We start from the raw sequence: 20,166 nt of genomic DNA, 5'->3' as shown, positions 1-20,166 counted from the left end.
ACTTCTTAACCGCCGGCGGTTAAGAAGTACTCACAGGCCCAGAGGGCAACGACCGCCGCGAACAGGGTCAGCGGTGTGGTCACCATCGCGAGAATCGTGAAGGTCCGCAGATCGGCGGGCGATCCGGCTCGCGCGGCGACCCGCCGCCACAGCATGATCGCCAGCGACCCCACGTAGGTGAGGTTGGGGCCGAGATTCACCCCGAGGAGCATCGCCAGGACGAGGGCGGTCGGGGGGTGGGGCCCGAGCGCTGCCAGCAGGAGCAGTGTGGCGGGGAGGTTGTTCACCAGATTCGCGGCGACCGCCGCGACGACGGCCATCGTGAGCAGCGCCGCGAACGACGTGTCGGTCGGTAGCCGTGCGCCGATCCAGTCCCCGATCGGACCGTTCGCGACGCCGGCGACGACGACGCCGAGGACCAGGACGAACGCGCAGAACCACACGTCGACCGCATACAGGATGCGGCCGAAGTCGGTGCGGCCGTCGCGCAGTGCGACGACGCCGAGCACGATCGCCCCCGCCGCCGCCACCCATGCCGGCGCGATCCCCACGAAGCCGGACACCGCGAAACCGACGAGTGTCGCGGCGATGATCGACAGTGCGACGGTCGGTGCGGGGGGATCGCGGGCCGGTTCCGGTTCGGCGTAGGGCCGATTCAGGTGGCGCCGGAAGAACATCCGGAACAGGATCAGTTCGACGACGATCGCCACCGCCCAGGGCAGCGCCATCACGGCGGTGAAATGCAGGAAAGTCAACCCGGTCGCGGAGAACGCGATGAGATTGGTGAGATTGGAGACGGGGAGAAGCGTCGACGCCGTGTTCGACAGGTGAGCACTGGCGTACGAATGCGGTCGCGGGTCCATCCGCAACGAGCGGGCCGTCGCGATCACTGCCGGCGTCAACAGCACCACCGTCGCGTCGAGACTCAGCACCGCGGTGGTGAGTGCCGCTGCCCCGAACACGAGCGTCAGCAACCTCTTCGGGTCTCCGCGTGCCCCACGCCGCAGCCGGGCCGCGATCCAGGTGAACACACCCATCGCGTCCGCGAGGTGCGCGAGGACGAGGATCGCCGCGAGGAACCCGACGGTCGGGGCCATCTCGGTCACTTCGTCCCGGGCCTGCGCCGGCGTCACCAGACCGGTGGCCAGGACGACGACGGCGGCCGGTGCGGCCGCGACGATCTCGGGTAGCCGGCGAGGCCGGACGACCGTGAAGACGAGGACCGCGGCGACCAGCGCCACTGCCAGAACTGTCACCGGCGGGTCACTTCAGGAGCTTGTGGAGGGTGCGCAGGTTCCGGGTGGTGGTGAAGGCCTTGAGCTTGGGGGTGCCGGTGCTCTTGCCGAATTTGCTCTTCAGCGTCATGCCGCGTTCGACCTCCCAGTACAGGACGCCGTCTCCGGCCTGCACGCGTTCGACGTCCGGATCGAGGTCGTCCCGGATCCGCAGCAGCGTGTCCAGGACCTCGGGGTCGGGAGTCACCAGCACGTACGGGTGCCAGCCTTCTCGCTCGGGGTCGAACGGGTAGTCGTCGACGATCTTCCGGATCGTGTCGAGGTCGAGGACGAAAACCCAGGCTTCGTAGTGGAAGTCGGCGCGCAGCGCGGATTCGATCTCACTCTTCAGTGCGGGGACGTCGTCGCGGTCGGAATCGAAGAGCACGTTGCCCGACGCGAGGACGGTCTTCACGTTCTCGAATCCCAGCTCGGCGAAGGTGCTGCGGAGGTCGGCCATCTTGATGTTGATGCCGCCCACGTTGATACCGCGCAGGAGGGCGGCGTATCGGGTCATGCTCAGACCATAGTGCGGCGGCATGACACGTTCGCGCGAACTGTAGGCTGATCGGGCGGACGAGTTGGCCGGGCGACCGCGGCACGGGGAACCAGCACATCAGTGCGCAGGCCCCGAGTCGAGGAAAGTCCGGACTCCACAGAGCAGGGCGGTTGTTAACGGCAACCCGAGGTGACTCGCGGGACAGTGCCACAGAAAACAGACCGCCGACGCCACATCCTCCGGGATGAGGTGTCGGTCAGGGTGAAACGGTGCGGTAAGAGCGCACCAGCACCCCGGGTGACCGGGGTGGCTAGGTAAACCCCGCCCGGAGCAAGGTTGAAGGCCGCATCGGTTCCTCCGGGATCCGGTGCGGCTGCGCAGGTGTTCGAGGGCTGCTCGCCCGAGCCTGCGGGTGAACCGCTCGAGGTACCCGGCGACGGTGTGCCCAGATGGATGGTCGCCACCCGGCGCTTCGGCGCCGGGGACAGGATCCGGCTTACACGCCAACTCGTCCGCCTCAATTCTGCGCCTGCGGGGTCTGTCGCGTGCGGCTGGACGCCTGGTCACGGCCCTGACTGGCGAGTAACAAACAGACCGGTTAGTGTTTTTCCCGCATCGGCCCGACTGACCCGAATCGGGGTCGATGCCGGGGCCCGTCGTCCACGTCCGTGGGCGATGGGGCCCCTCGCCGACGATATCGAGAACGGTAGATGTTACTCACGATAGCGGTAACATCTGCCCATGGACTTGCCTCACGACATCGCCGGTTCCGGCCCCACCCTGGTACTCGTGCACGGGGTGGTGCACCGCAGGCAGGCCTGGAACGTCCTCCTCGACCAGCTGACACCCTATCGGCGGGTGGTCACCGTCGACCTTCCCGGACACGGCGAATCGGCGGCACTCGAAGACGGCGCGGACACGATGGACCAACTGGTCGAGGAACTGAGCGGGTTCGTCCGCTCGGTGACCCCTGCCGGGGAACGGCCGCACATCGCCGGGAACTCGCTCGGCGGCTGGCTCTCGCTCGCCCTCGCCGCCCGCGGCGAGGTCGCCTCGGCCACGGCACTCTCACCGGCCGGTTTCTTCGTCAATCACGCCGATCAGGCCCGCACCATCTACACGTTCCGCGCGCTGCGCGGAGTCACCCGGGCGCTGGGCCCGAACACTCCGAAGGCGTTGCGATACAGAGCCGTCCGCTATCCCTCCCTCGCCGCCTTCTTCGCTCGGCCCAGCCGGGTGCGCTACGAGGACGCCGTGATCGACGCACAGTCGCTGGCCACGAACGCCCTGGTCGACAAAGGGCTCACGGCCTCGTTCGACCTCCCGCCGGTCGTCGACGCGTCGGTTCCGGTCACCGTGGCGTGGGGGCGGCGGGACCTGATTCTGCCGGTCTACCAGGCGCGACGGGTGCGCAGAGTGTTCCCGCAGGCGCGAATTCTGATCCTGCCCGGCATCGGGCACGTCCCGATGACCGACGACCCGAACCTGATCAGCACGATCCTGCTCGGCGGCAGCGCGGCGAGTTCCCGCGACCCCGCGAACTGACCGGCGCTAACGCGCCTCAGTGATACCGTCGGCGCTAACGCGCCTCTGTGACAAATCGGCGCTACCGCGCCTCGGCGACGACCACGGCGCCGAAACCGAAGAGGACGGTTCCGGTGATCCGGTCGAGGACTTTCCGCACCGACGGCTTCTCCAGCGTGGTGCGCGCGCGGGTCAGCAAGATGCTGTACGCCCCGAGCCAGACGATCCCGAGCAGCCCGTGTACCAGCACGAGCAGGGCCAGGCTCGGGGCGGTCGGCCAGCCGGGCGGGACGAGCTGGGGGAGCAGGCCGGTGTAGAACACCGCGATCTTGGGATTCAGGAGGTTGGTCAGGAACCCGGCCCGCCAACTCGACCCCGAGGACGGAACCGGCGCCGGCGCGGTCCGGGCGGCGCGGGGTCGTGTCCGGCTGCGCCAGAGGGTGGAGAGCCCCAGATACACCAGGTACATCCCGCCGACGATCTTCACGACGGTGTACGCCTCCGCGGACGCGGCGAGCACGGCACCGAGCCCGACGACGGTCAGCGCGCCCCACACCATCAACCCGGCGACGACGCCGAACGTGGCCCGCAGCGCGGCGCTGCGCCCGCCGGACAGTCCGGCGCGGGTCACCACCGCCATGTCCGGACCGGGAATCACGGTCAGAAGCCCGAGTACCGCGAACGCTGTCACCACCACACCGATCATCGGCCCAGTATGTCGCGTGTGGTCAGCGCAGTGAAATCCACACCTGGGACTTGCCGAGCACGGTGTGCCCGTCGAACGTCACCGTCAAGTCGATCCTCGCGGTGCCCGCGGATTCGTCGACCTCCGCGGCCTTCGCGACGACCTCGACCACCGCACCCTGATCCGGGTCCACGATCACCGGCTTGGTGAAGCGCGCGCGGTACCCCGTGACCAGCGCCGGATCGCCGAGCCAGTCGACGACGCACTGCGTCGCCAGTCCCAGCGTGAGCATCCCGTGGGCCAGCACGCCGGGAAGGCCCACCGCGTCGGCGATGTCGTCGCGATAGTGAATGGAGTTGAAGTCACCGGACGCCCCGGCGTAGCGGACCAGGGATTCCCGGGTCACGTGATACCGGGCCTTGGCAACGGTGTCGCCGAGCAGGATTCGCCGCGGGGACGTCATTCCGCCCCCCTGACGAACAGCGTCGACGTCATCGTGCTCACGTGATCGCCTGTGGCGTCGAGAATCTCGATGTCGGCGACGAGCAGGGTGTGCGGACCACGCGAGGTCACGTGCGTGACGGTGAGGACGGCGGAGAGTTCGTCGCCCGCGACGACCGGGCGGTGGGACGTGGCGTGCTCGGTGCTGTGCACCAGATTGACCGGTTCGATACCCGACGTCGGATCGGCGACCAGTTGCGCGAGTGCCCGCTCCTGCACGATGACGGGAAACGTGGGCGGGGCAACGAGATCGGCGTGACCGGCGGCGCGGGCGCTGTCCACGTCGAACGACGTGGGGTTGGTGGCGAAGACGGCGCGGGCGAATTCCCTGATCTTCTCGCGGCCGACGAGGTAGGGCTCGGTCGGTGGGTAGACACGACCCTCGATCTCCGGATTCACTCCCATCACGTCAGCCTAGAGACGCGCGGTCCGCCGGGCAGGGCGAAGCGTCACGAATGGGTTGCGGGCGTGCCTGCCCTGATACCCCGAAACCCCCGCCTACGACGAAACCCCCGCCGGAGGTGTCCGGCGGGGGCTTCGGGGTATCGACTGATCGACAACCGTCAGACGGGATCGACCATCAGCAGTTGGGCCCAGTAGGAGGCGCCTTCGGCACCGAGGTAGGGAAGTAGCTGATCAAAAATGATCGTCGACATGCTCGCTCCATTCTCTGTTCGGGCACTGCGCACGGGAAGAACGAGCCATCGGCACCGCACTGACCGGCGCCGGAGACCGTATCACCGGACAGGACTCCGAGGGTAACAGTCTGAGCGTGATCCACAACCCCACACGTCCCACCGGTGCCACACTGAGGACATGACTGACGAAGATCACCTCTGGTACTACAACGTCGAGGACGGCACCGTCACACAGGGAAAGGCGGCATCCTCGATGACGCGGATGGGCCCGTACCCCGACCGCGCGGCGGCGGAGAAGGCACTGCAGATCGCAGCGGAGCGGAACAAGGCGGCGGACCGGGCCGACGAGGAGTGGAACAACTAGCGTTACGGGAAGGGTGTGCGTGAGGTGCCGATGAGTCGTTTCGTTGCGCGCGGAATCGATTTCGGCACCGTGCGCACCGAGTTCCACCTGCCGGACGGGTATCCGCCCGCGGCGCTCGCGCAGTCGCGTACGGCGTCCGACCGGTTCGCGTCCGGACGGGAGGACCGCACCGATCTGGCGTTCGTCACCATCGATCCGCCGGATTCGATGGATCTCGATCAGGCGTTGCACCTCGAGCGGACAGCCGATGGATTCGTCCTGCACTACGCGATCGCGGACGTCGGCGCCGTCGTGGAGCCCGGTGGGGTGCTCGACGTGGAGACCCGCAAACGCGGGCAGACGTTCTACCTCCCCGACGGCAAGGTGCCGCTGCATCCCCAGGAACTCTCGGAGGGATCGGCGAGCCTCCTCCCGGGGGTGAACCGCCCGGCGGTGGTGTGGCGGATCGAACTCGACGAGTCGGCCGAGCCGCTGTCCTGCACCGTGTCCCGGGCGACGGTGCGGTCCGTGGCCCGATTCGATTACGCCGGTGTGCAGGCCGATGCGGAGGCGGGACGACTGCATCCGTCCATTGCGCCGCTGCCCGAGTTCGGCCGGCTCCGCACGGCGGCGGCGGTGGCGCGCGGCGCGATCGAACTCCGGCTCCCCGAGCAGGAAGTGGTGCCGGACGGCGACAGCTGGCGCGTCGACCTCGCACCCCGCACCGAGGCCGACGACTGGAACGCCGAGGTCTCGCTGCTGACCGGAATGTGTGCGGCCGCCATGATGCTCGACGCGAAGATCGGGTTACTCCGCACCCTGCCGCCTGCCGGGCCGGACGCGGTCGGGGCGCTGCGGCGGACGGCGGCGGCACTGGGGGTCGACTGGCCCGAGAGCGTCGGCGTCGGTGCACTCCTGGCGGGGCTGGACCCGAATTCGGCGTCGACGCTGGTGCTGATGACCGAGGCGCCGTCGCTGCTGCGGGGCGCCGACTACGCAGCGTTCGACGGAACCCTGCCGGAACTGACCTCCCATGCCGCCATCGGCGCGCCCTACGCCCACGTGACCGCGCCGCTGCGCCGGCTCTCGGACCGGTACTCCACGGAGGTGTGCCTGGCCGTGTCCGCCGGAACGCCGGTGCCGTCCTGGGCGCGGGACGCCCTGGGATCGATGCCCGAGATCATGGGTGGCTCGGATTCCCTCGCGAGCAAGATCGACCGGGCCTGCATCGACCTCACGGAGGCGACCGTACTCGCCGACCGGGTGGGGGAGACGTTCGACGCGACCGTGCTGCGGTCACGGAACGGCAAACGCACCGCGGACGTGTTCGTCCCGTCGGTGTCGGTGATGGCCAAATGCGTGGGCGACCCCGCCGAGGGCGAGCAGGTGAAGATCAGACTCGTCTCCGCCGACGTCGCGAAGCGGACCGTCGAATTCGGTTATCCCGCATAGCGAGTCAGGTGCGGAATCGGTCCGTCGCGGTGACCAGGTGGTGGACGATGCCCGGTTCCATCGCGGAGTGTCCCGCGTCGTCGACGATCTCGAGCCGGGAATCCGGCCACGCCCGGTGCAGGGCCCACGCGCTGGCCGCCGGGCACACCACGTCGTAGCGGCCCTGCACGATCACGCCCGGAATGCCGTCCAGCGCGGCGGCGTCCCGCAGCAACTGACCCTCGTCCAGGAATCCGCGGTGGTGGAAGTAGTGGTTCTCGATGCGGGCGAAGGCCAGCGCGAACCGCGGCTGGGACGTCTCCACCACCCGTTCCGGTTTGGGGAGCAGCGAACTCGTCGCGCCCTCCCACGTGGACCACGCGACCGCGGCCCGCGTCGCGACGTCGGGGTCGTCGGAGTGCAGGAGCCGGTGATACGCCTCGACGAGGTCCCCGCCGCGCTCCGGCTCCGGCACCGGCGCCAGGAATTCCTCCCACAGTTCGGGGAAGAGGTGTCCGGCACCGCCGTTGTAGTACCAGTCGATCTCGCTGCGGCGCAGAAGGAAGATGCCGCGCAGCACGAGTTCGGTGACCCGGCGGGGGTGCTTCTGGGCATAGGCGAGTGCCAGGGTGGAGCCCCACGACCCGCCGAAGACCTGCCACCGGTCGATGCCGAGGTGTTCACGCAGCATCTCGATGTCGCCGAGGAGACGGCCGGTGGTGTTGACCGACAGATCGGCCCCGTCGGCGACGTGAGGTGTGGAACGCCCGCATCCGCGCTGGTCGAGCAGCACGATCCGGTACACCTGCGGGTCGAAGAACTGGCGCTGCGCGGGGTCGGTGCCGCCGCCGGGCCCGCCGTGGAGGAACACCACCGGCTTCCCGTCGGGGTTGCCGCTCTGCTCCCAGTACATCTGCTGACCGTCGCCGACGTCGAGGTGCCCGAACTGGTACGGCTCGAGCGGCGGGTACAGCGTGCGCAACTGGCTCACTTCGGCCTCAGAACCCGATCAGGCCGGACGCCAGGTCGGGGATCTCCAGCGCGGTGGTCGCCTGCTGCCGGATGTCGGGGCAGGCGGCTGTCGTGATGGCGTCGATCCGGGCCCGGTCCTGCAGGAAGTCGAGCCCGTTGAGGTTGTTCTTCGCGATCCACGTGCCGACCAGGCCGTTCAACCCGGTCTTCCCGATCGTCGGGGTGTAGGTGCGCCAACTCTGCAACTGACCCTCGAGGTCGGTGCACAACTGGGCGGCCTGCGCCTCGGTGACCCCGCCCGGCACCAGGGCAGTGCCGGGAACCACGGTGGTCGCCGGTGGGGGCGCCGTGGTGCCGGGCGCGGGGGCGGGGCTCGGTCCGGCACACCCCGTGACCAGCGTCGCAGCCGCCACCGTCCCGGCCGCGGCGACGGCCAGGCGGTGACGACGTCCGGAGCCGTGCACGCGTCGCTGTCCCATGAACATCCCCCTCGAGTGTGTGCCGGCCCGGTGAGTCGAGGACGACCTAGAAGCTGTGCTCTTCCGCCGGAAACGTTCCGGTGCGCACTTCGGCCGCGTATGCGGCGGCCGCGTTGCGCAACTCGTCACCGACGTTACCGAAGCGCTTGACGAACTTCGCCGTCTTGCCGCTGGTGTAGCCGGCCATGTCCTGCCACACCAGGACCTGGGCGTCGCATTCGGCGCCCGCTCCGATGCCCACGGTGGGGATGGTGAGCTTGCGGGTGACCTGGCCCGCGATCTCGGCGGGCACCATCTCCATCACGACGGAGAACGCGCCGGCCTCCTGCACGGCGATCGCGTCGGCGACCAGTTGCTCGGAGGCGTCGCCGCGGCCCTGCACGCGGAAACCGCCGAGCGAGTTGACGCTCTGGGGGGTGAATCCGACGTGGGCCATGACGGGGATGCCCGCCGCGGTGATGGCGGCGATCTGCGGGGCGACGCGCTCGCCGCCCTCGAGCTTGACCGCGTGGGCCAGCCCTTCCTTCATGAACCGGGTCGCGGACGCGAGGGCCTGCTCCGGGGAGCTTTCGTAGCTGCCGAACGGCAGGTCCGCGACCACGAGGGCGTGCGGCGCTCCGCGGACGACGCCGCGAACGAGGGGGAGGAGTTCGTCGATCGTGACCGGGACGGTGGTCTCGTATCCGTAGACGACGTTGGCGGCCGAGTCGCCGACGAGCAGGACCGGGATTCCGGCCTCTTCGAAGATGCGGGCGCTGGAGTAGTCGTATGCGGTGAGCATCGACCAGCGTTCGCCCTCGGCCTTCATGGCCTGCAGGTGGTGGATCCGGGTCTTGCGCTTGGGAACGTCGTGCGATGGTGCTGATCCGTAGAGCCGATCTTCTGACGTGCTCGCGGACGACTTGCTATCGGACATCGTTGTCCCTTTCTGGCCTCGAGGCCCTTGACGGGTCCCCGGGTGCGGGTGATGACGCCTACAGTCTGCCACCGGCGGGCGGGGGAGCGAAGGGGTCGCGCGGGTGCAATGGGTCACACCTGCTGTCCGGTCTCTGACCTGCGGGAAGGCCCTTCGGCGCGGAACCCCTGGCACGATCGTCCTATGTCGAAGAGTGCTCGGGTACCGGCCGCGTTCGCGGGGTGCATCGCCGTCGTCCTTGTCGTCGCAGGCTGTGCGGGGGGCGTACAGGGCACCGGTGAGGCCGTCGCCGAACCGTCGGCGGCCGAGGCCGCTCCGGCCGGACCGATCCCCGCCGGGCTCGAGGAGTACTACACGCAGCAGATGCAGTGGGGTTCGTGCGACGGGTTCAGCACGGATGGGTCCCCACTCGGGGACACGCTCGACTGCGCCGAGGTGACGGTGCCGAACGACTACGCGAATCCGGGCGGAGCCACCGCGCAGATCGCCGTCTCCCGCTCGAAGGCGACCGGCGACAAGATCGGATCGCTGCTGGTGAACCCGGGCGGCCCCGGGGCGTCGGGTATCGGGCTGGCGTCCGTGGCCGACGGCACCGCCATCGCGGAGCGATTCGACGTCATCGGTTTCGATCCGCGCGGCATCGGCGCGTCCACCCCGAAGGTGACCTGCCTGACGCCGGCGGAAGTGGACGCGAGGCGCAAGGACGACGACGTCGACATGAGTCCCGCCGGAATCGCGCGCACCGAAGCCGAGAACCGCGACTACGCCGACAAGTGCGCGCAGCGGACCGGTGTCGACGTCCTCGCCCACGTCGGCACGAACGACGTGGTGCGCGACATGGACGTCATCCGGGCGGTGCTCGGCGACGAGAAGCTGAACTACCTCGGCTACTCGTACGGCACCCGGCTCGGCTCCACGTACGCGGAGACGTTCCCCGGCAACGTGCGTGCGATGGTCCTCGACGGTGCCCTCGACCCGGAGCAGGACCCGACGCAGGAAGTGATCTTGCAGGCCGCCGGATTCCAGTCCGCGTTCGACGCGTTCGCCGCGGAGTGCATGCAGCAGAAGGACTGCCCGCTCGGCACCGACCCGGCGCAGGCGAACGCGAGGTTCCGGGCGCTCGTCGACCCGCTGATCGGCAAGCCCGCCGCGACCACCGACCCGCGCGGACTCAGTTACACCGACGCGATCACCGGTGTCCAGCAGGCGCTGTATTCGCCGAACCTGTGGGGCCCGCTCCGTGGCGGGCTGGAGAGCCTGCAGACGGGGACGGGTGATTCGCTGCTGATGCTGGCGGACCTGTACGAGGGGCGCGCCGACGACGGCACGTATTCCAACCTCAATGACGCCTTCAATTCGATCCGCTGCATGGACGATCCGCCCGTCACCGATCGTGCAGTCGTCGGGGAAGCGGACGTGCGGTACCGCCAGGCGGCGCCGTTCCTCGACGACGGTCGCGGCACCGGCAACGCGCCGCTGGACGTGTGCGCGTTCTGGCCCGCGCCGAACACGGGCGCGCCGCACACCGTGTCCGCGCCGGGAATCCCGCCGGTCGTCGTCGTGTCGACGACCGAGGACCCGGCGACGCCGTACCAGGCGGGCGTGGATCTGGCGAAGCAGATGAACGGCTCGCTCGTCACGTACCGGGGAACCCAGCACACCGTCGTCCTCGACGGCGAGGCGTGCGTCGACGACGCGGTCACGGACTATCTCGTCGACCTCGCGGCGCCGCCCGCGGACCTGACGTGCTGAGCCGCGCCTGTGACGGGATCGCCCGAGGTGCCCGCACGCTGGCCCGATGCGGAATCCGGAACAGTCGAATCAACGAAGTAACACAGATTTAACGAACTTTGCTTACTCTCGCGGACATGGATCGCCAAAAGGAATTCGTGCTTCGCACCCTCGAAGAGCGCGACATTCGGTTCGTCCGATTGTGGTTCACGGACGTTCTCGGGTACCTGAAATCGGTGGCGATCGCCCCCGCGGAACTGGAAGGTGCCTTCGAGGAAGGTATCGGCTTCGACGGATCAGCCATCGAGGGCTTCTCCCGGGTGTCCGAGGCGGACACGGTCGCGAAGCCGGACGCCTCCACGTTCCAGGTGCTGCCGTGGAGTTCGAGCAAGGGGCATCAGCATTCCGCCCGCATGTTCTGCGACATCGCCATGCCCGACGGTTCGCCGTCCTGGGCGGATTCGCGGCACGTGCTGCGCCGCCAACTGAACAAGGCCAGCGATCTCGGCTTCAGTTGCTACGTGCACCCCGAGATCGAGTTCTTCCTGCTCGAGAACGGGCCGATCGACGGCACCCCGCCGAAGCCCGCCGACTCCGGCGGCTACTTCGACCAGGCCGTGCACGACTCCGCGCCCAACTTCCGCCGCCACGCGATCGACGCGCTCGAGTCGATGGGCATCTCCGTCGAGTTCAGTCACCACGAGGCGGCTCCCGGCCAGCAGGAGATCGACCTGCGGTACGCGGACGCCCTGTCGATGGCCGACAACGTGATGACGTTCCGGTACGTCGTCAAGGAGGTCGCGATCGCCGAGGGCGTGCGCGCGACGTTCATGCCCAAGCCGTTCAGCGATCAGGCCGGCTCGGCGATGCACACCCACATGAGCCTGTTCGAGGGCGACACCAACGCCTTCCACAACCCGGACGATCCGATGCAGCTGTCGGAGACCGGTAAGGCGTTCATCGCCGGCATCCTCGAGCACGCCAACGAGATCAGCGCCGTCACCAACCAGTGGGTGAACTCCTACAAGCGCCTGATCCACGGCGGCGAGGCCCCGACCGCGGCGTCCTGGGGCCCGTCCAACCGGTCGGCGCTGGTCCGCGTCCCGATGTACACGCCGAACAAGGCATCGTCGCGCCGCGTCGAGATCCGCAGCCCAGATTCGGCCTGCAACCCGTACCTGACGTTCGCCGTTCTTCTCGCCGCAGGTCTGCGTGGAATCGAGAAGGGCTACGAACTGCCTCCCGAGGCCGAGGACGACGTGTGGGCGCTGACGTCGGCCGAGCGCCGCGCCATGGGCTACCGCGAGCTGCCCGGCAACCTCGACGGCGCACTGCGCGAGATGGAGAAGTCGGAGTTGGTGGCCGAAGCCCTCGGCGAGCACGTGTTCGACTTCTTCCTGCGCAACAAGCGGCGTGAGTGGGAGGAGTACCGGAGCCACGTGACGCCGTTCGAACTCAAGACGTATCTGGGGTTGTGAGCAAGAGCATGGTGAAGCCTCCGGCAGCGCGTTCTGCCGTTCCCGGTCCGGGTCGTCTGGGTCTCGTCGAGCCGACCGCTCCGTCCGAACTCCGCGAGCTGGGCTGGGTGGGTGAAGACAGCATCGAACTGCTGTGGTCGCTGTCGCGGGCCGCGAACGCCGACCTCGCCCTCCGCACCCTGGTGCGCCTGAAGGAAGGGCTCGGCGAGGGCTGGGCCGAACTCGATGCGGCACTGCGCACCGACAAGGGCCTGCGCGGCCGGCTGTTCGGGCTGTTCGGTGCGTCCAGCGCGTTCGGCGACCACCTGGTCGCGGACCCCGCGTCCTGGAAGATCCTCGCCGGCGACGTCCGCCTGCCGTCGAAGGACGAGGCGACCGCCACGATGATGGCCGCGGTCGGCGCCGAACCCGAGGAGGGTGCCCACCCGGACGCCCACCTGTACCGGGCGAAGGTCACCGGACCCGATGCCATCGCGGCGCTGCGCAAGACGTACCGCGACGAACTGATGCTGCTCGCCGCCGTCGACCTCGCGGCGACCGTCGAGAACGAACCGGTACTGCCGTACCAGACTGTCGGCCATCAGCTGTCCGATCTGGCGGATGCGGCACTGGACGCCGCCCTCGCGGTGGCCGTCGCCGCCGTGTGCCCGGACGCCCCGTGCCCCGTGCGGCTGGCCGTGATCGCCATGGGCAAGTGCGGTGCCCGCGAACTCAATTACGTCAGCGACGTCGACGTCGTCTTCGTCGCCGAACCCGCCGACTCGATCGCCAGCCGCATCGCCGGCGAGATGATGCGCATCGGGTCGTCGGCCTTCTTCGACGTGGACGCCGCGCTGCGGCCGGAGGGCAAGCGCGGGGAACTCGTCCGCACCCTCGAATCGCACGTCGCGTACTACAAACGCTGGGCGAAGACCTGGGAGTTCCAGGCCCTGCTCAAGGCCCGTCCGATGATCGGCGACGCCGCGCTCGGACAGCAGTACGCCGACGCCCTCAACCCCATGGTGTGGACCGCCTCGGAGCGTGAGGACTTCGTGCCCGAGGTGCAGGCGATGCGCCGCCGGGTGGAGGAGATGGTTCCCCCGGAACTGCGCGAGCGGGAACTGAAACTGGGTCGTGGCAGCCTGCGCGACGTCGAGTTCGCCGTCCAGCTCCTGCAACTCGTGCACGGGCGGGCCGACGAGGCGCTGCACGTCCAGAGCACCATCGACGCGCTGACCGCACTCGCCGCCCGCGGCTACGTCGGCCGCGACGACGCCGCGAACCTGGCCGCGTCCTACGAGTTCCTGCGGTTGCTCGAGCACCGGCTGCAGTTGCAGAAGCTGCGCCGCACGCACACCCTGCCGCCCGCCGACGACGAGGAAGCGCTCCGCTGGCTGGCACGGGCCGCGCACATGCGACCCGACGGCAGCAAGGACGCGCTCGGCGTTCTCAACGCGGAGATCAAACGCAACGCGCACCGGGTGCGGCGCCTGCACGCGAAACTGTTCTACCGGCCGCTGCTCGAATCGGTGGCGCGCATCGACAAGGAGGCGCTGCGGCTGAGCCCGGACGCGGCCATCCGCCAGCTCGCGGCGCTGGGCTACACCGCCCCGGAGAACGCGCTCGGCCACCTCACCGCACTCACCAGCGGTGCATCCCGCAAGGGCCGCATCCAGGCGCTGCTGCTGCCGACCCTGCTCGAATCGCTCGCCGACACACCGGATCCCGATGCGGGCCTGCTCGCGTACCGGCGGCTGTCGGACGCGATGACCGATCAGACCTGGTTCCTCCGGTTGCTGCGCGACGAGGCCTCGGTCGCCGAGCGGCTGATGACCGTGCTCGGATCCTCGGCCTACGTTCCCGATCTGCTGATCAAGGCGCCGGACGTGGTGCGGCTGTTCGCCGATTCACCGGCCGGACCGCGACTGCTGGAGTCGAAGCCGGAGGACGTCGCCCGCGGCATCCTGACGGCGTCGGCACGCCACGACGACTCGGCCCGCGCGATCGCGGCGGCGCGCTCCCTGCGCCGCTACGAACTGGCCCGCATCGCGTCCGCCGACATCCTCGGCATGCTCGACGTGCCGGGCGTGTGCAAGGCATTGTCGTCCGTGTGGGCGGCCGTGCTCAACGCCGCCCTCGCCGCCGTGACCAAGGCGAGCGAGAAGGAACTCGGCACGCCCGCTCCCGCGACGTTCACGGTGATCGGGATGGGCCGGCTCGGCGGCGGTGAACTCGGCTACGGTTCGGACGCGGACGTGCTCTTCGTGTGCGAGCCGCGCGAGGGAATCGACGAGACCGTCGCCGTCAAGTGGGCCAACAGCATCGGCGACAAGGTGCGGACCCTGCTCGGAGCGCCGAGCACCGATCCGCCGCTCGAGGTCGACACCGGTCTGCGGCCGGAGGGGCGCAGCGGCCCGATGGTGCGCACGCTGGCGTCCTACGAGGCCTACTACGCGCAGTGGGCGCAGGCCTGGGAGATCCAGGCGCTGCTGCGCGCCCACCACGTGGCCGGCGACGCCGACCTGGGTCTGCGCTTCCTGCACATGATCGACAAGACCCGCTACCCGGAGGGCGGCGTGTCGGACCAGGCGGTCCGCGAGATCCGGCGCATCAAGGCACGCGTCGACTCCGAGCGGCTGCCGCGCGGCGCCGACCCCGCGACCCACACCAAGCTCGGGCGCGGCGGTCTCGCCGACATCGAATGGACCGTGCAGCTGATCCAGCTCCGGCACGCCCACGAGATCGAGTCGCTGCACAACACGTCCACCCTCGAGACACTCGACGCGATCGGTGCCGCCGAGCTGCTCAGCGAGTCCGACGTCGAACTGCTGCGCGACGCGTGGATCACGGCGACGAAGGCCCGCAACTGCCTCGTCCTCGTCCGCGGCAAGGCCACCGATCAGCTACCCGGGTCGGGACGCGTCCTGTCCGCGGTCGCGCAGATCGCCGGCTGGGGCGGCGGCGACGCCGGCGAGTTCCTCGACAACTACCTGCGGGTGACCCGGCGGGCCAAGGCTGTGGTGGAGAGAGTCTTCGGGGAGTGATCGCCACCTGGGGGGCGCGGGCACTGATCGCCCTCGGGTGGCTCGCGGTGCTCGTCGGCGTGTTCGGTGTGGTGCTGCGATTCCTCGACGTCCAGAATCAGCGTCTGCTCGTACTGGCGTCCGCGGCGCCCTACCTGATGGCGGCCGCCGCGGTCGGGGTGCTGTTGCTGGGAATCACCCGGCACTGGATCGGGTTCGGGGTCGCGCTGACCGTGGCCGCGGTGGCCACCCTGTCGCAGGGCCCGCTGTACGTGGCGAATTCGGTGCCGGCGTCCGGGCCGGAACTGACCGTGATGCAGGCCAACATCTGGCTCGGCAACGCGGACGCCGACTCCCTCGTCCGGCAGATCCGGGACCGCGACGTCGATGTGCTCACCGTCAACGAACTGACGCCGGAGGCCGTAGACCGGTTGGCGGCCGCGGGCCTCGAATCGACTCTGCCGTACTCGTTTCTCGTGCCCGGCGGCGGCGGTGAGGGAACCGGGATCTGGAGCCGGTACCCGCTGACCGACACGGTCCACCACTCGGAGTTCGTGTTGTCCGCACTGTCGGCCAGGGTGGAACTCCCGGACGGCGCGAGCACGGCACTGTACGCGTTCCACCCCGTCCCGCCGTGGCCGTCGGATCCGTCGCTGTGGTCACGCGAAATGGACCGCATCAAAGCCATTCTCGACGCCGTCCCCGCCGACTCGGGACCCGTCATCGTCAGTGGCGACTTCAACTCCACCCGCGACCACGTCAAGTACCGCAACCTCGTCACCGGACGCTACCGCGATGCCGCCGACCAGGTCGGTGCCGGAATTCAGAACACGTATCCCGCCGACCGGCAGCCGTTTCCGCCGATGATCGCGATCGATCACATCGTCACGAGCGGGGCGCAGGCGCAGTCCGTGGAATCGGTGGTGCTGACGGGCTCGGATCACCGGGGCCTCGTCGCGAGGATCACCCTCGGCGGCTGACCGTCACGGGAGCGTGACGAATCCCTTCTGCACCAGCCAGTCCCGGGCCACGTCCGCCGGTTCCTCGCCCTCCACGTCGACCCGCCGGTTCAGTTCGGTGATCTCCTCGTTGGTCAGGGCCGCGGAGATCGGGGCCATCACGTCCGCTACCTGCGGGTGCGCCTCGGCGAAATCCTTGCGCATCGTGATCGCCGGGTTGTACTTCGGGAAGAACTGGCGATCGTCCTCCAGCAGCACCAGATCGAGCGCGATGATCCGGCCGTCCGTCGTGAACACCTCACCGAACTTGCACTGCGTTCCGTCCGCGGTGGCCTGATAGATGATGCCGGTCTGCAGGATCTGGCGGTTCGCGCGGGCCGGATCGAAGCCGTACTTCGCGGCCATACCCGGGAACCCGTCCTGGCGGACGTTGAACTCGGTCTCCACGCACGTCGTCGCCGCGGCGGGGTCGCGGTTGACCAGGTCCGCGTACTCCGACAGCGTGGTGATCCCGGTCTCCTCGGCGGTCTGCCTGCTCATCGCGAGCGCGTACGTGTTGTTCATCGGGGCCGGATCCACCCAGACCATGCCGTTGCGTTCGAGGTCCTGGTCGCGGACCGCCTCGAACTGCGCGGTCGGGTCGGGAATCGGAATCTCGTTGCCGAGGTAGTTGATCCACCCCGTCCCGGTGTACTCGTAGGTGACGTCGATCTGACCGTCCAGCTGGGCGTCCCGCGTGCTGTTGGACCCCTGGATGTTGGTGAGGTCGCGCACGTCGGCTCCTGCGGCGCTGAGCGCGAACTCGATGATGTACCCGAGGGTGACCTGCTCGGTGAAGTCCTTGGACCCGACGGTGATCGGGACGCCCTCGAGTTCGGGGACGGGCTGGATGCTGCCCGGTTCCACCGACAACGGCAGGGCGCCTCCGGATTCGAGGCCACAGGACACTGTGAGGACCCCGCAGAACGTCACGGCCGTCGCGGCGATCGCCTTCCGCAGGAAGTTCATCAGCGCAGCCCCTTCGGGCCGAGGAACTCCTCGGCCAGGGCGCCGCACCAGTCGACGAGCAGCGCCAGCGCGACCGCGAGCACGGCACCGACGACCAGAGTCACGTTGTCGCGCAGCTTGTATCCGGTGTCGATGAGGATGCCGAGACCGCCTGCGCTGACGAGGAAACTGAGCGTCGCGGTGCCCACCGCGAGGACCAGGGACGTGCGCAGTCCCGCGAGGATGTACGGGACGGCGAGCGGGAACTCGACCTTGCGCAGCACGAGACCGGCCGTCATGCCCTGCCCCCGCCCGGCGTCGATGACCGCGGGATTGACCTCCTGCAGACCGAGGATCGTGTTCCGCAGCACGGGCAGGAGTGAGTAGAACGCGATGGGGAGCACCCCGATCCAGAACCCGGTGGTCCCTGTCGCGAGAAACAGCAGCACGAGCAGTCCGATGGCCGGTGCGGCCTGCCCGATATTGGCGATTCCGATGAAGATCGGTGCGAATTTGGTGTACCCGGGCCGGGTGAGCAGGATCCCCAGCGGGACGGCGACGATGACGACGATCACCACCACGACCACGGTGATCAGCACGTGCTGCCACGTCAGCGTCGCGATGTTCGCGGCATTGAGACTGCCCTTCTGCGTGGCGGTCAGGTCTCGGCTGAACGCCCAGCCGAGGACACCCACCACCAGGAAAAGGACGAGGATCGGCTGGACCAATAGGCGGGCCCGCTCCGACCGCCGGGCGGCCGGGGCGGTGGGCTTCGTGGTGACGGCGGCCGTCATGACGGTGTCTCGCCCTCACTCGCCCCGTCCTGCTCCGGTTCGCCGGCCTCGTCTTCGTGCGCATGCTCCTCACGCATCGCCGACAGGTGCGCTACCAGCGTGTCGATCGTGATCAGGCCGTGGAACTCGCCCTTCCGTCCCGTGACGATCGTCGACGCGCTGCTTTCCGCGAGTAGCGCCTCGAGGGCGTCCTGCAGCGTCGACTGGGTGGACACGACCTCTTCGATCGGGTCGCCGATGTCGCGCAGGGAGGTGGCGGTCTCCAGATGCCGCAGCGACACCCAGCGGACCGGGCGATCCCGCGCATCCAGCAGGACGCCCCACTTTATCTTGCGGGGGGCGATCGCCGCCCGCAGATCGTCCACCGAGCCGTCCTCGTACGCGGTCGGGCAATCGAGGAGGTCGACCTCCGCCACCCGGGTGAGGGTCAACTGCTTCAGCGATGCGTCGGCGCCGATGAACCCGGCAACCATGTCGTTGGCGGGATGGGCGAGGATCGCCTCCGGAGTGTCGTACTGCATGATGTGCGACTGGTTGCCCAGCACCGCGATGCGATCACCCAGCTTGACGGCCTCGTTGAAATCGTGCGTCACGAACACGATCGTCTTGCCGAGATCGGACTGCAACCGCATCAACTCGTCCTGCAGCAGCCCGCGCGTGATCGGGTCGACCGCGCCGAACGGCTCGTCCATCAGCAGCACCGGCGGATCGGCGGCCAGCGCCCGCGCCACTCCGACGCGCTGTTGCTGACCGCCCGACAACTGGCGGGGGTAGCGCTCGCGGTAGAGGCCCGGTTCGAGTCCGACGAGGTCGAGCATCTCGTCGGTGCGGTCGGCGATCTTCTTCTTGTCCCAGCCGATCAGCCCGGGGACGGTGCCGACGTTCTTGGCGATGGTCAGGTGCGGGAACAGCCCGGCCTGCTGAATCGAATAGCCGATACCGCGTCGCAGTTTGTCGGGGTCGATGGACAGGGCGTCCTTGCCGCCGATCGTGATCTTTCCCGACGTCGGTTCGATGAGCCGGTTGATCATCCGCATCGTGGTGGTCTTCCCGCAGCCGGACGGGCCGACGAGGACCACGATCTCCCCTGCGGGGATGCGCATCGACACGTTGTCGACCGCCGCCTTTTCCTGCCCGGGATAGCTCTTCACGACGTCTTCGAGGACGATGTCCACGCCCGAGACCGCGCTGCCGTTGGTGTGAGGTGTATCGAGATCAGTCACGGATCCCCCTGGAGGTGGTGAGTCGGCCGACGACGGCGAGGACGCCGTCGAGTAGGAGGGCGAGGATCACGATGAGCACGGTCCCCGTGAGGGCCTGCGGTATCGCTGTCGGGCTGCCGACGCGGGACAGTCCCGAGAAGATGAGGTTGCCGAGCCCGGGGCCCTTGGCGTAGGCGGCGATCGCGAGGATGCCCATCAGCATCTGCGTGCTCACCCGCATGCCCGTCAGGATCGACGGCCACGCGAGGGGCAGTTCGATTCTGCTCAGCACCGTCGTGCGGCTCATCCCCACACCGCGGGCGGCATCGGTGACGGCAGGGTCGACGGACGCGAGTCCGAGGATGGTGTTCCGGATGATCGGCAGCAGCGCGTACAGCACCAGGGCGGTCACGGTGGGGGCCACACCGAGCCCCAGGATCGGGATGAGCAGACCGAGCAGGGCGAACGACGGGATGGTGAGGATCGTGCCTGCCAGGGCGGTCGCGATCGCGGACCCGGCCGGGCTCCGGTACACCAGGATCCCGATCGCCACCGCGACGATCGTGGCGATGATCACCGACTGCACGACGGCACTGACGTGCAGGAGCGAGTCGGTGAGGAGTTGCTGTTTCCTGGCGGAGACGAAGTCCCACAGTTGCTGCATGTCCAACCGCGCACACCTTTCTCCAGATGTGAAAACAGACCTCGGTCCTTCACAGTGCTACGTACCCGGACATCGCGCAGGTGAATC

At 68.8% G+C, this 20,166-nt stretch carries 19 protein-coding genes and 1 other RNA gene; 8 read left to right on the top strand and 12 right to left on the bottom strand.

The genetic code is table 11. The features are described 5' to 3' along the window. Positions 1 to 5: 5 nt before the first annotated feature. Positions 6 to 1,256, bottom strand: coding sequence for an SLC13 family permease (locus MLGJGCBP_RS27420; protein WP_160099415.1), 1,251 nt, complete (start codon positions 1,254 to 1,256; stop codon positions 6 to 8). 7 nt (positions 1,257 to 1,263) lie between these two features. Next, positions 1,264 to 1,791, bottom strand: coding sequence for a DUF1697 domain-containing protein (locus MLGJGCBP_RS27415; RefSeq protein WP_179220500.1), 528 nt, complete (start codon positions 1,789 to 1,791; stop codon positions 1,264 to 1,266). 60 nt (positions 1,792 to 1,851) lie between these two features. Here MLGJGCBP_RS27415 and rnpB point away from each other — a divergent pair. Together rnpB and MLGJGCBP_RS27405 are read left to right on the top strand one after the other, a co-directional pair. Further along, an RNA gene (gene rnpB, locus MLGJGCBP_RS27410) (RNase P RNA component class A) lies at positions 1,852 to 2,288 on the top strand. A 226-nt stretch (positions 2,289 to 2,514) separates the two neighbouring features. Continuing rightward, positions 2,515 to 3,318 carry an alpha/beta fold hydrolase gene (locus MLGJGCBP_RS27405; RefSeq protein WP_160099413.1) on the top strand — a complete coding sequence of 268 codons (804 nt, stop codon included), beginning with the start codon at positions 2,515 to 2,517 and terminating at the stop codon, positions 3,316 to 3,318. Positions 3,319 to 3,379: 61 nt separating this feature from the next. Here MLGJGCBP_RS27405 and MLGJGCBP_RS27400 read toward each other — a convergent pair whose 3' ends face one another. The 3 genes from MLGJGCBP_RS27400 to MLGJGCBP_RS27390 are packed head-to-tail and all read right to left on the bottom strand — an operon-like array spanning position 3,380 to position 4,888. Further along, positions 3,380 to 4,003: a LysE family translocator gene (locus MLGJGCBP_RS27400; RefSeq protein ID WP_087562166.1), complete on the bottom strand. Its 624-nt coding sequence runs from the start codon at positions 4,001 to 4,003 to the stop codon at positions 3,380 to 3,382. A 22-nt stretch (positions 4,004 to 4,025) separates the two neighbouring features. Next, positions 4,026 to 4,445, bottom strand: coding sequence for a MaoC/PaaZ C-terminal domain-containing protein (locus MLGJGCBP_RS27395; RefSeq protein WP_160099411.1), 420 nt, complete (start codon positions 4,443 to 4,445; stop codon positions 4,026 to 4,028). Continuing rightward, positions 4,442 to 4,888, bottom strand: coding sequence for an FAS1-like dehydratase domain-containing protein (locus MLGJGCBP_RS27390; protein WP_087562168.1), 447 nt, complete (start codon positions 4,886 to 4,888; stop codon positions 4,442 to 4,444). The genes MLGJGCBP_RS27395 and MLGJGCBP_RS27390 overlap by 4 nt, the downstream gene beginning before the upstream one ends. Positions 4,889 to 5,299: 411 nt before the next feature. Here MLGJGCBP_RS27390 and MLGJGCBP_RS27385 point away from each other — a divergent pair, with 411 nt between their 5' ends. Both MLGJGCBP_RS27385 and MLGJGCBP_RS27380 read left to right on the top strand, forming a co-directional pair. After that, positions 5,300 to 5,485 carry a hypothetical protein gene (locus MLGJGCBP_RS27385; RefSeq protein ID WP_087562169.1) on the top strand — a complete coding sequence of 62 codons (186 nt, stop codon included), beginning with the start codon at positions 5,300 to 5,302 and terminating at the stop codon, positions 5,483 to 5,485. Positions 5,486 to 5,515: 30 nt separating this feature from the next. Further along, complete coding sequence (locus tag MLGJGCBP_RS27380) at positions 5,516 to 6,916, top strand: RNB domain-containing ribonuclease (RefSeq protein WP_160099409.1); 1,401 nt, start codon at positions 5,516 to 5,518, stop codon at positions 6,914 to 6,916. Between the two features lie 4 nt (positions 6,917 to 6,920). On the opposite strand, the gene pip is transcribed toward MLGJGCBP_RS27380, so the two are convergent. Genes pip through panB form a run of 3 tightly spaced genes read right to left on the bottom strand, consistent with a single transcriptional unit; the run spans position 6,921 to position 9,262 of the window. Further along, a complete protein-coding gene (gene pip / locus MLGJGCBP_RS27375; protein WP_160099407.1) occupies positions 6,921 to 7,886 on the bottom strand; it encodes a prolyl aminopeptidase in 966 nt (321 codons plus the stop codon). Positions 7,887 to 7,893: 7 nt separating this feature from the next. Continuing rightward, positions 7,894 to 8,352, bottom strand: coding sequence for a hypothetical protein (locus MLGJGCBP_RS27370; protein WP_160099405.1), 459 nt, complete (start codon positions 8,350 to 8,352; stop codon positions 7,894 to 7,896). Between the two features lie 40 nt (positions 8,353 to 8,392). Beyond that, positions 8,393 to 9,262, bottom strand: coding sequence for a 3-methyl-2-oxobutanoate hydroxymethyltransferase (gene panB, locus MLGJGCBP_RS27365; RefSeq protein WP_087562172.1), 870 nt, complete (start codon positions 9,260 to 9,262; stop codon positions 8,393 to 8,395). A 183-nt stretch (positions 9,263 to 9,445) separates the two neighbouring features. Here panB and MLGJGCBP_RS27360 point away from each other — a divergent pair, with 183 nt between their 5' ends. The 4 genes from MLGJGCBP_RS27360 (at position 9,446) to MLGJGCBP_RS27345 (ending at position 16,453) form a co-directional block, all read left to right on the top strand. Further along, on the top strand, positions 9,446 to 11,014 hold the full coding sequence (locus MLGJGCBP_RS27360; RefSeq protein ID WP_160099403.1) for an alpha/beta hydrolase: 1,569 nt from the start codon (positions 9,446 to 9,448) through the stop codon (positions 11,012 to 11,014). A 116-nt stretch (positions 11,015 to 11,130) separates the two neighbouring features. Continuing rightward, entirely contained in the window at positions 11,131 to 12,471 is a 1,341-nt protein-coding gene (glnA, locus tag MLGJGCBP_RS27355) for a type I glutamate--ammonia ligase (RefSeq protein WP_005247775.1), read from the top strand. 8 nt (positions 12,472 to 12,479) lie between these two features. Next, the gene (locus MLGJGCBP_RS27350; RefSeq protein ID WP_160099437.1) at positions 12,480 to 15,494 is read left to right on the top strand and encodes a bifunctional [glutamine synthetase] adenylyltransferase/[glutamine synthetase]-adenylyl-L-tyrosine phosphorylase; all 3,015 of its coding nucleotides are present in this window, start codon (positions 12,480 to 12,482) and stop codon (positions 15,492 to 15,494) included. After that, positions 15,491 to 16,453, top strand: coding sequence for an endonuclease/exonuclease/phosphatase family protein (locus tag MLGJGCBP_RS27345; protein WP_160099401.1), 963 nt, complete (start codon positions 15,491 to 15,493; stop codon positions 16,451 to 16,453). The genes MLGJGCBP_RS27350 and MLGJGCBP_RS27345 overlap by 4 nt, the downstream gene beginning before the upstream one ends. 3 nt (positions 16,454 to 16,456) lie before the next feature. Here MLGJGCBP_RS27345 and MLGJGCBP_RS27340 read toward each other — a convergent pair whose 3' ends face one another. From MLGJGCBP_RS27340 to MLGJGCBP_RS27325, 4 genes are read right to left on the bottom strand one after another with little or no spacing between them, the layout of a single operon-like run. Next, entirely contained in the window at positions 16,457 to 17,440 is a 984-nt protein-coding gene (locus MLGJGCBP_RS27340; protein WP_160099399.1) for a glycine betaine ABC transporter substrate-binding protein, read from the bottom strand. After that, positions 17,440 to 18,213, bottom strand: a complete 774-nt coding sequence (locus tag MLGJGCBP_RS27335; RefSeq protein ID WP_087562176.1) for an ABC transporter permease — start codon at positions 18,211 to 18,213, stop codon at positions 17,440 to 17,442. Before MLGJGCBP_RS27335 ends, MLGJGCBP_RS27340 begins: the two co-directional genes overlap by 1 nt. Further along, the gene (locus MLGJGCBP_RS27330; RefSeq protein WP_160099397.1) at positions 18,210 to 19,436 is read right to left on the bottom strand and encodes an ABC transporter ATP-binding protein; all 1,227 of its coding nucleotides are present in this window, start codon (positions 19,434 to 19,436) and stop codon (positions 18,210 to 18,212) included. The genes MLGJGCBP_RS27335 and MLGJGCBP_RS27330 overlap by 4 nt, the downstream gene beginning before the upstream one ends. After that, positions 19,429 to 20,079 (bottom strand): ABC transporter permease, encoded by a 651-nt coding sequence (locus MLGJGCBP_RS27325; protein WP_087562178.1) that lies wholly within the window; start codon positions 20,077 to 20,079, stop codon positions 19,429 to 19,431. Before MLGJGCBP_RS27325 ends, MLGJGCBP_RS27330 begins: the two co-directional genes overlap by 8 nt. Positions 20,080 to 20,166: the final 87 nt, after the last annotated feature.

The sequence above is a fragment of the Rhodococcus sp. T7 genome, from assembly GCF_009872365.1.
Taxonomy (GTDB): domain Bacteria; phylum Actinomycetota; class Actinomycetes; order Mycobacteriales; family Mycobacteriaceae; genus Rhodococcus_F.
The sequence above is the reverse complement of the archived record's forward strand: the minus strand, read 5'-3'. Positions and strand labels throughout refer to the sequence as shown.

Bases quoted from the DNA above. Each gene is read 5' to 3' on its own strand.
- MLGJGCBP_RS27415 (WP_179220500.1), bottom strand. From the start codon at position 1,791: ATGACCCGATACGCCGCCCTCCTGCGCGGTATCAACGTGGGCGGCATC.
- MLGJGCBP_RS27405 (WP_160099413.1), top strand. From the start codon at position 2,515: ATGGACTTGCCTCACGACATCGCCGGTTCCGGCCCCACCCTGGTACTC.
- MLGJGCBP_RS27400 (WP_087562166.1), bottom strand. From the start codon at position 4,003: ATGATCGGTGTGGTGGTGACAGCGTTCGCGGTACTCGGGCTTCTGACC.
- MLGJGCBP_RS27395 (WP_160099411.1), bottom strand. From the start codon at position 4,445: ATGACGTCCCCGCGGCGAATCCTGCTCGGCGACACCGTTGCCAAGGCC.
- MLGJGCBP_RS27390 (WP_087562168.1), bottom strand. From the start codon at position 4,888: ATGGGAGTGAATCCGGAGATCGAGGGTCGTGTCTACCCACCGACCGAG.
- MLGJGCBP_RS27385 (WP_087562169.1), top strand. From the start codon at position 5,300: ATGACTGACGAAGATCACCTCTGGTACTACAACGTCGAGGACGGCACC.
- MLGJGCBP_RS27380 (WP_160099409.1), top strand. From the start codon at position 5,516: ATGAGTCGTTTCGTTGCGCGCGGAATCGATTTCGGCACCGTGCGCACC.
- MLGJGCBP_RS27370 (WP_160099405.1), bottom strand. From the start codon at position 8,352: ATGTTCATGGGACAGCGACGCGTGCACGGCTCCGGACGTCGTCACCGC.
- panB (WP_087562172.1), bottom strand. From the start codon at position 9,262: ATGTCCGATAGCAAGTCGTCCGCGAGCACGTCAGAAGATCGGCTCTAC.
- MLGJGCBP_RS27360 (WP_160099403.1), top strand. From the start codon at position 9,446: ATGTCGAAGAGTGCTCGGGTACCGGCCGCGTTCGCGGGGTGCATCGCC.
- glnA (WP_005247775.1), top strand. From the start codon at position 11,131: ATGGATCGCCAAAAGGAATTCGTGCTTCGCACCCTCGAAGAGCGCGAC.
- MLGJGCBP_RS27350 (WP_160099437.1), top strand. From the start codon at position 12,480: ATGGTGAAGCCTCCGGCAGCGCGTTCTGCCGTTCCCGGTCCGGGTCGT.
- MLGJGCBP_RS27340 (WP_160099399.1), bottom strand. From the start codon at position 17,440: ATGAACTTCCTGCGGAAGGCGATCGCCGCGACGGCCGTGACGTTCTGC.
- MLGJGCBP_RS27335 (WP_087562176.1), bottom strand. From the start codon at position 18,213: ATGACGGCCGCCGTCACCACGAAGCCCACCGCCCCGGCCGCCCGGCGG.
- MLGJGCBP_RS27325 (WP_087562178.1), bottom strand. From the start codon at position 20,079: ATGCAGCAACTGTGGGACTTCGTCTCCGCCAGGAAACAGCAACTCCTC.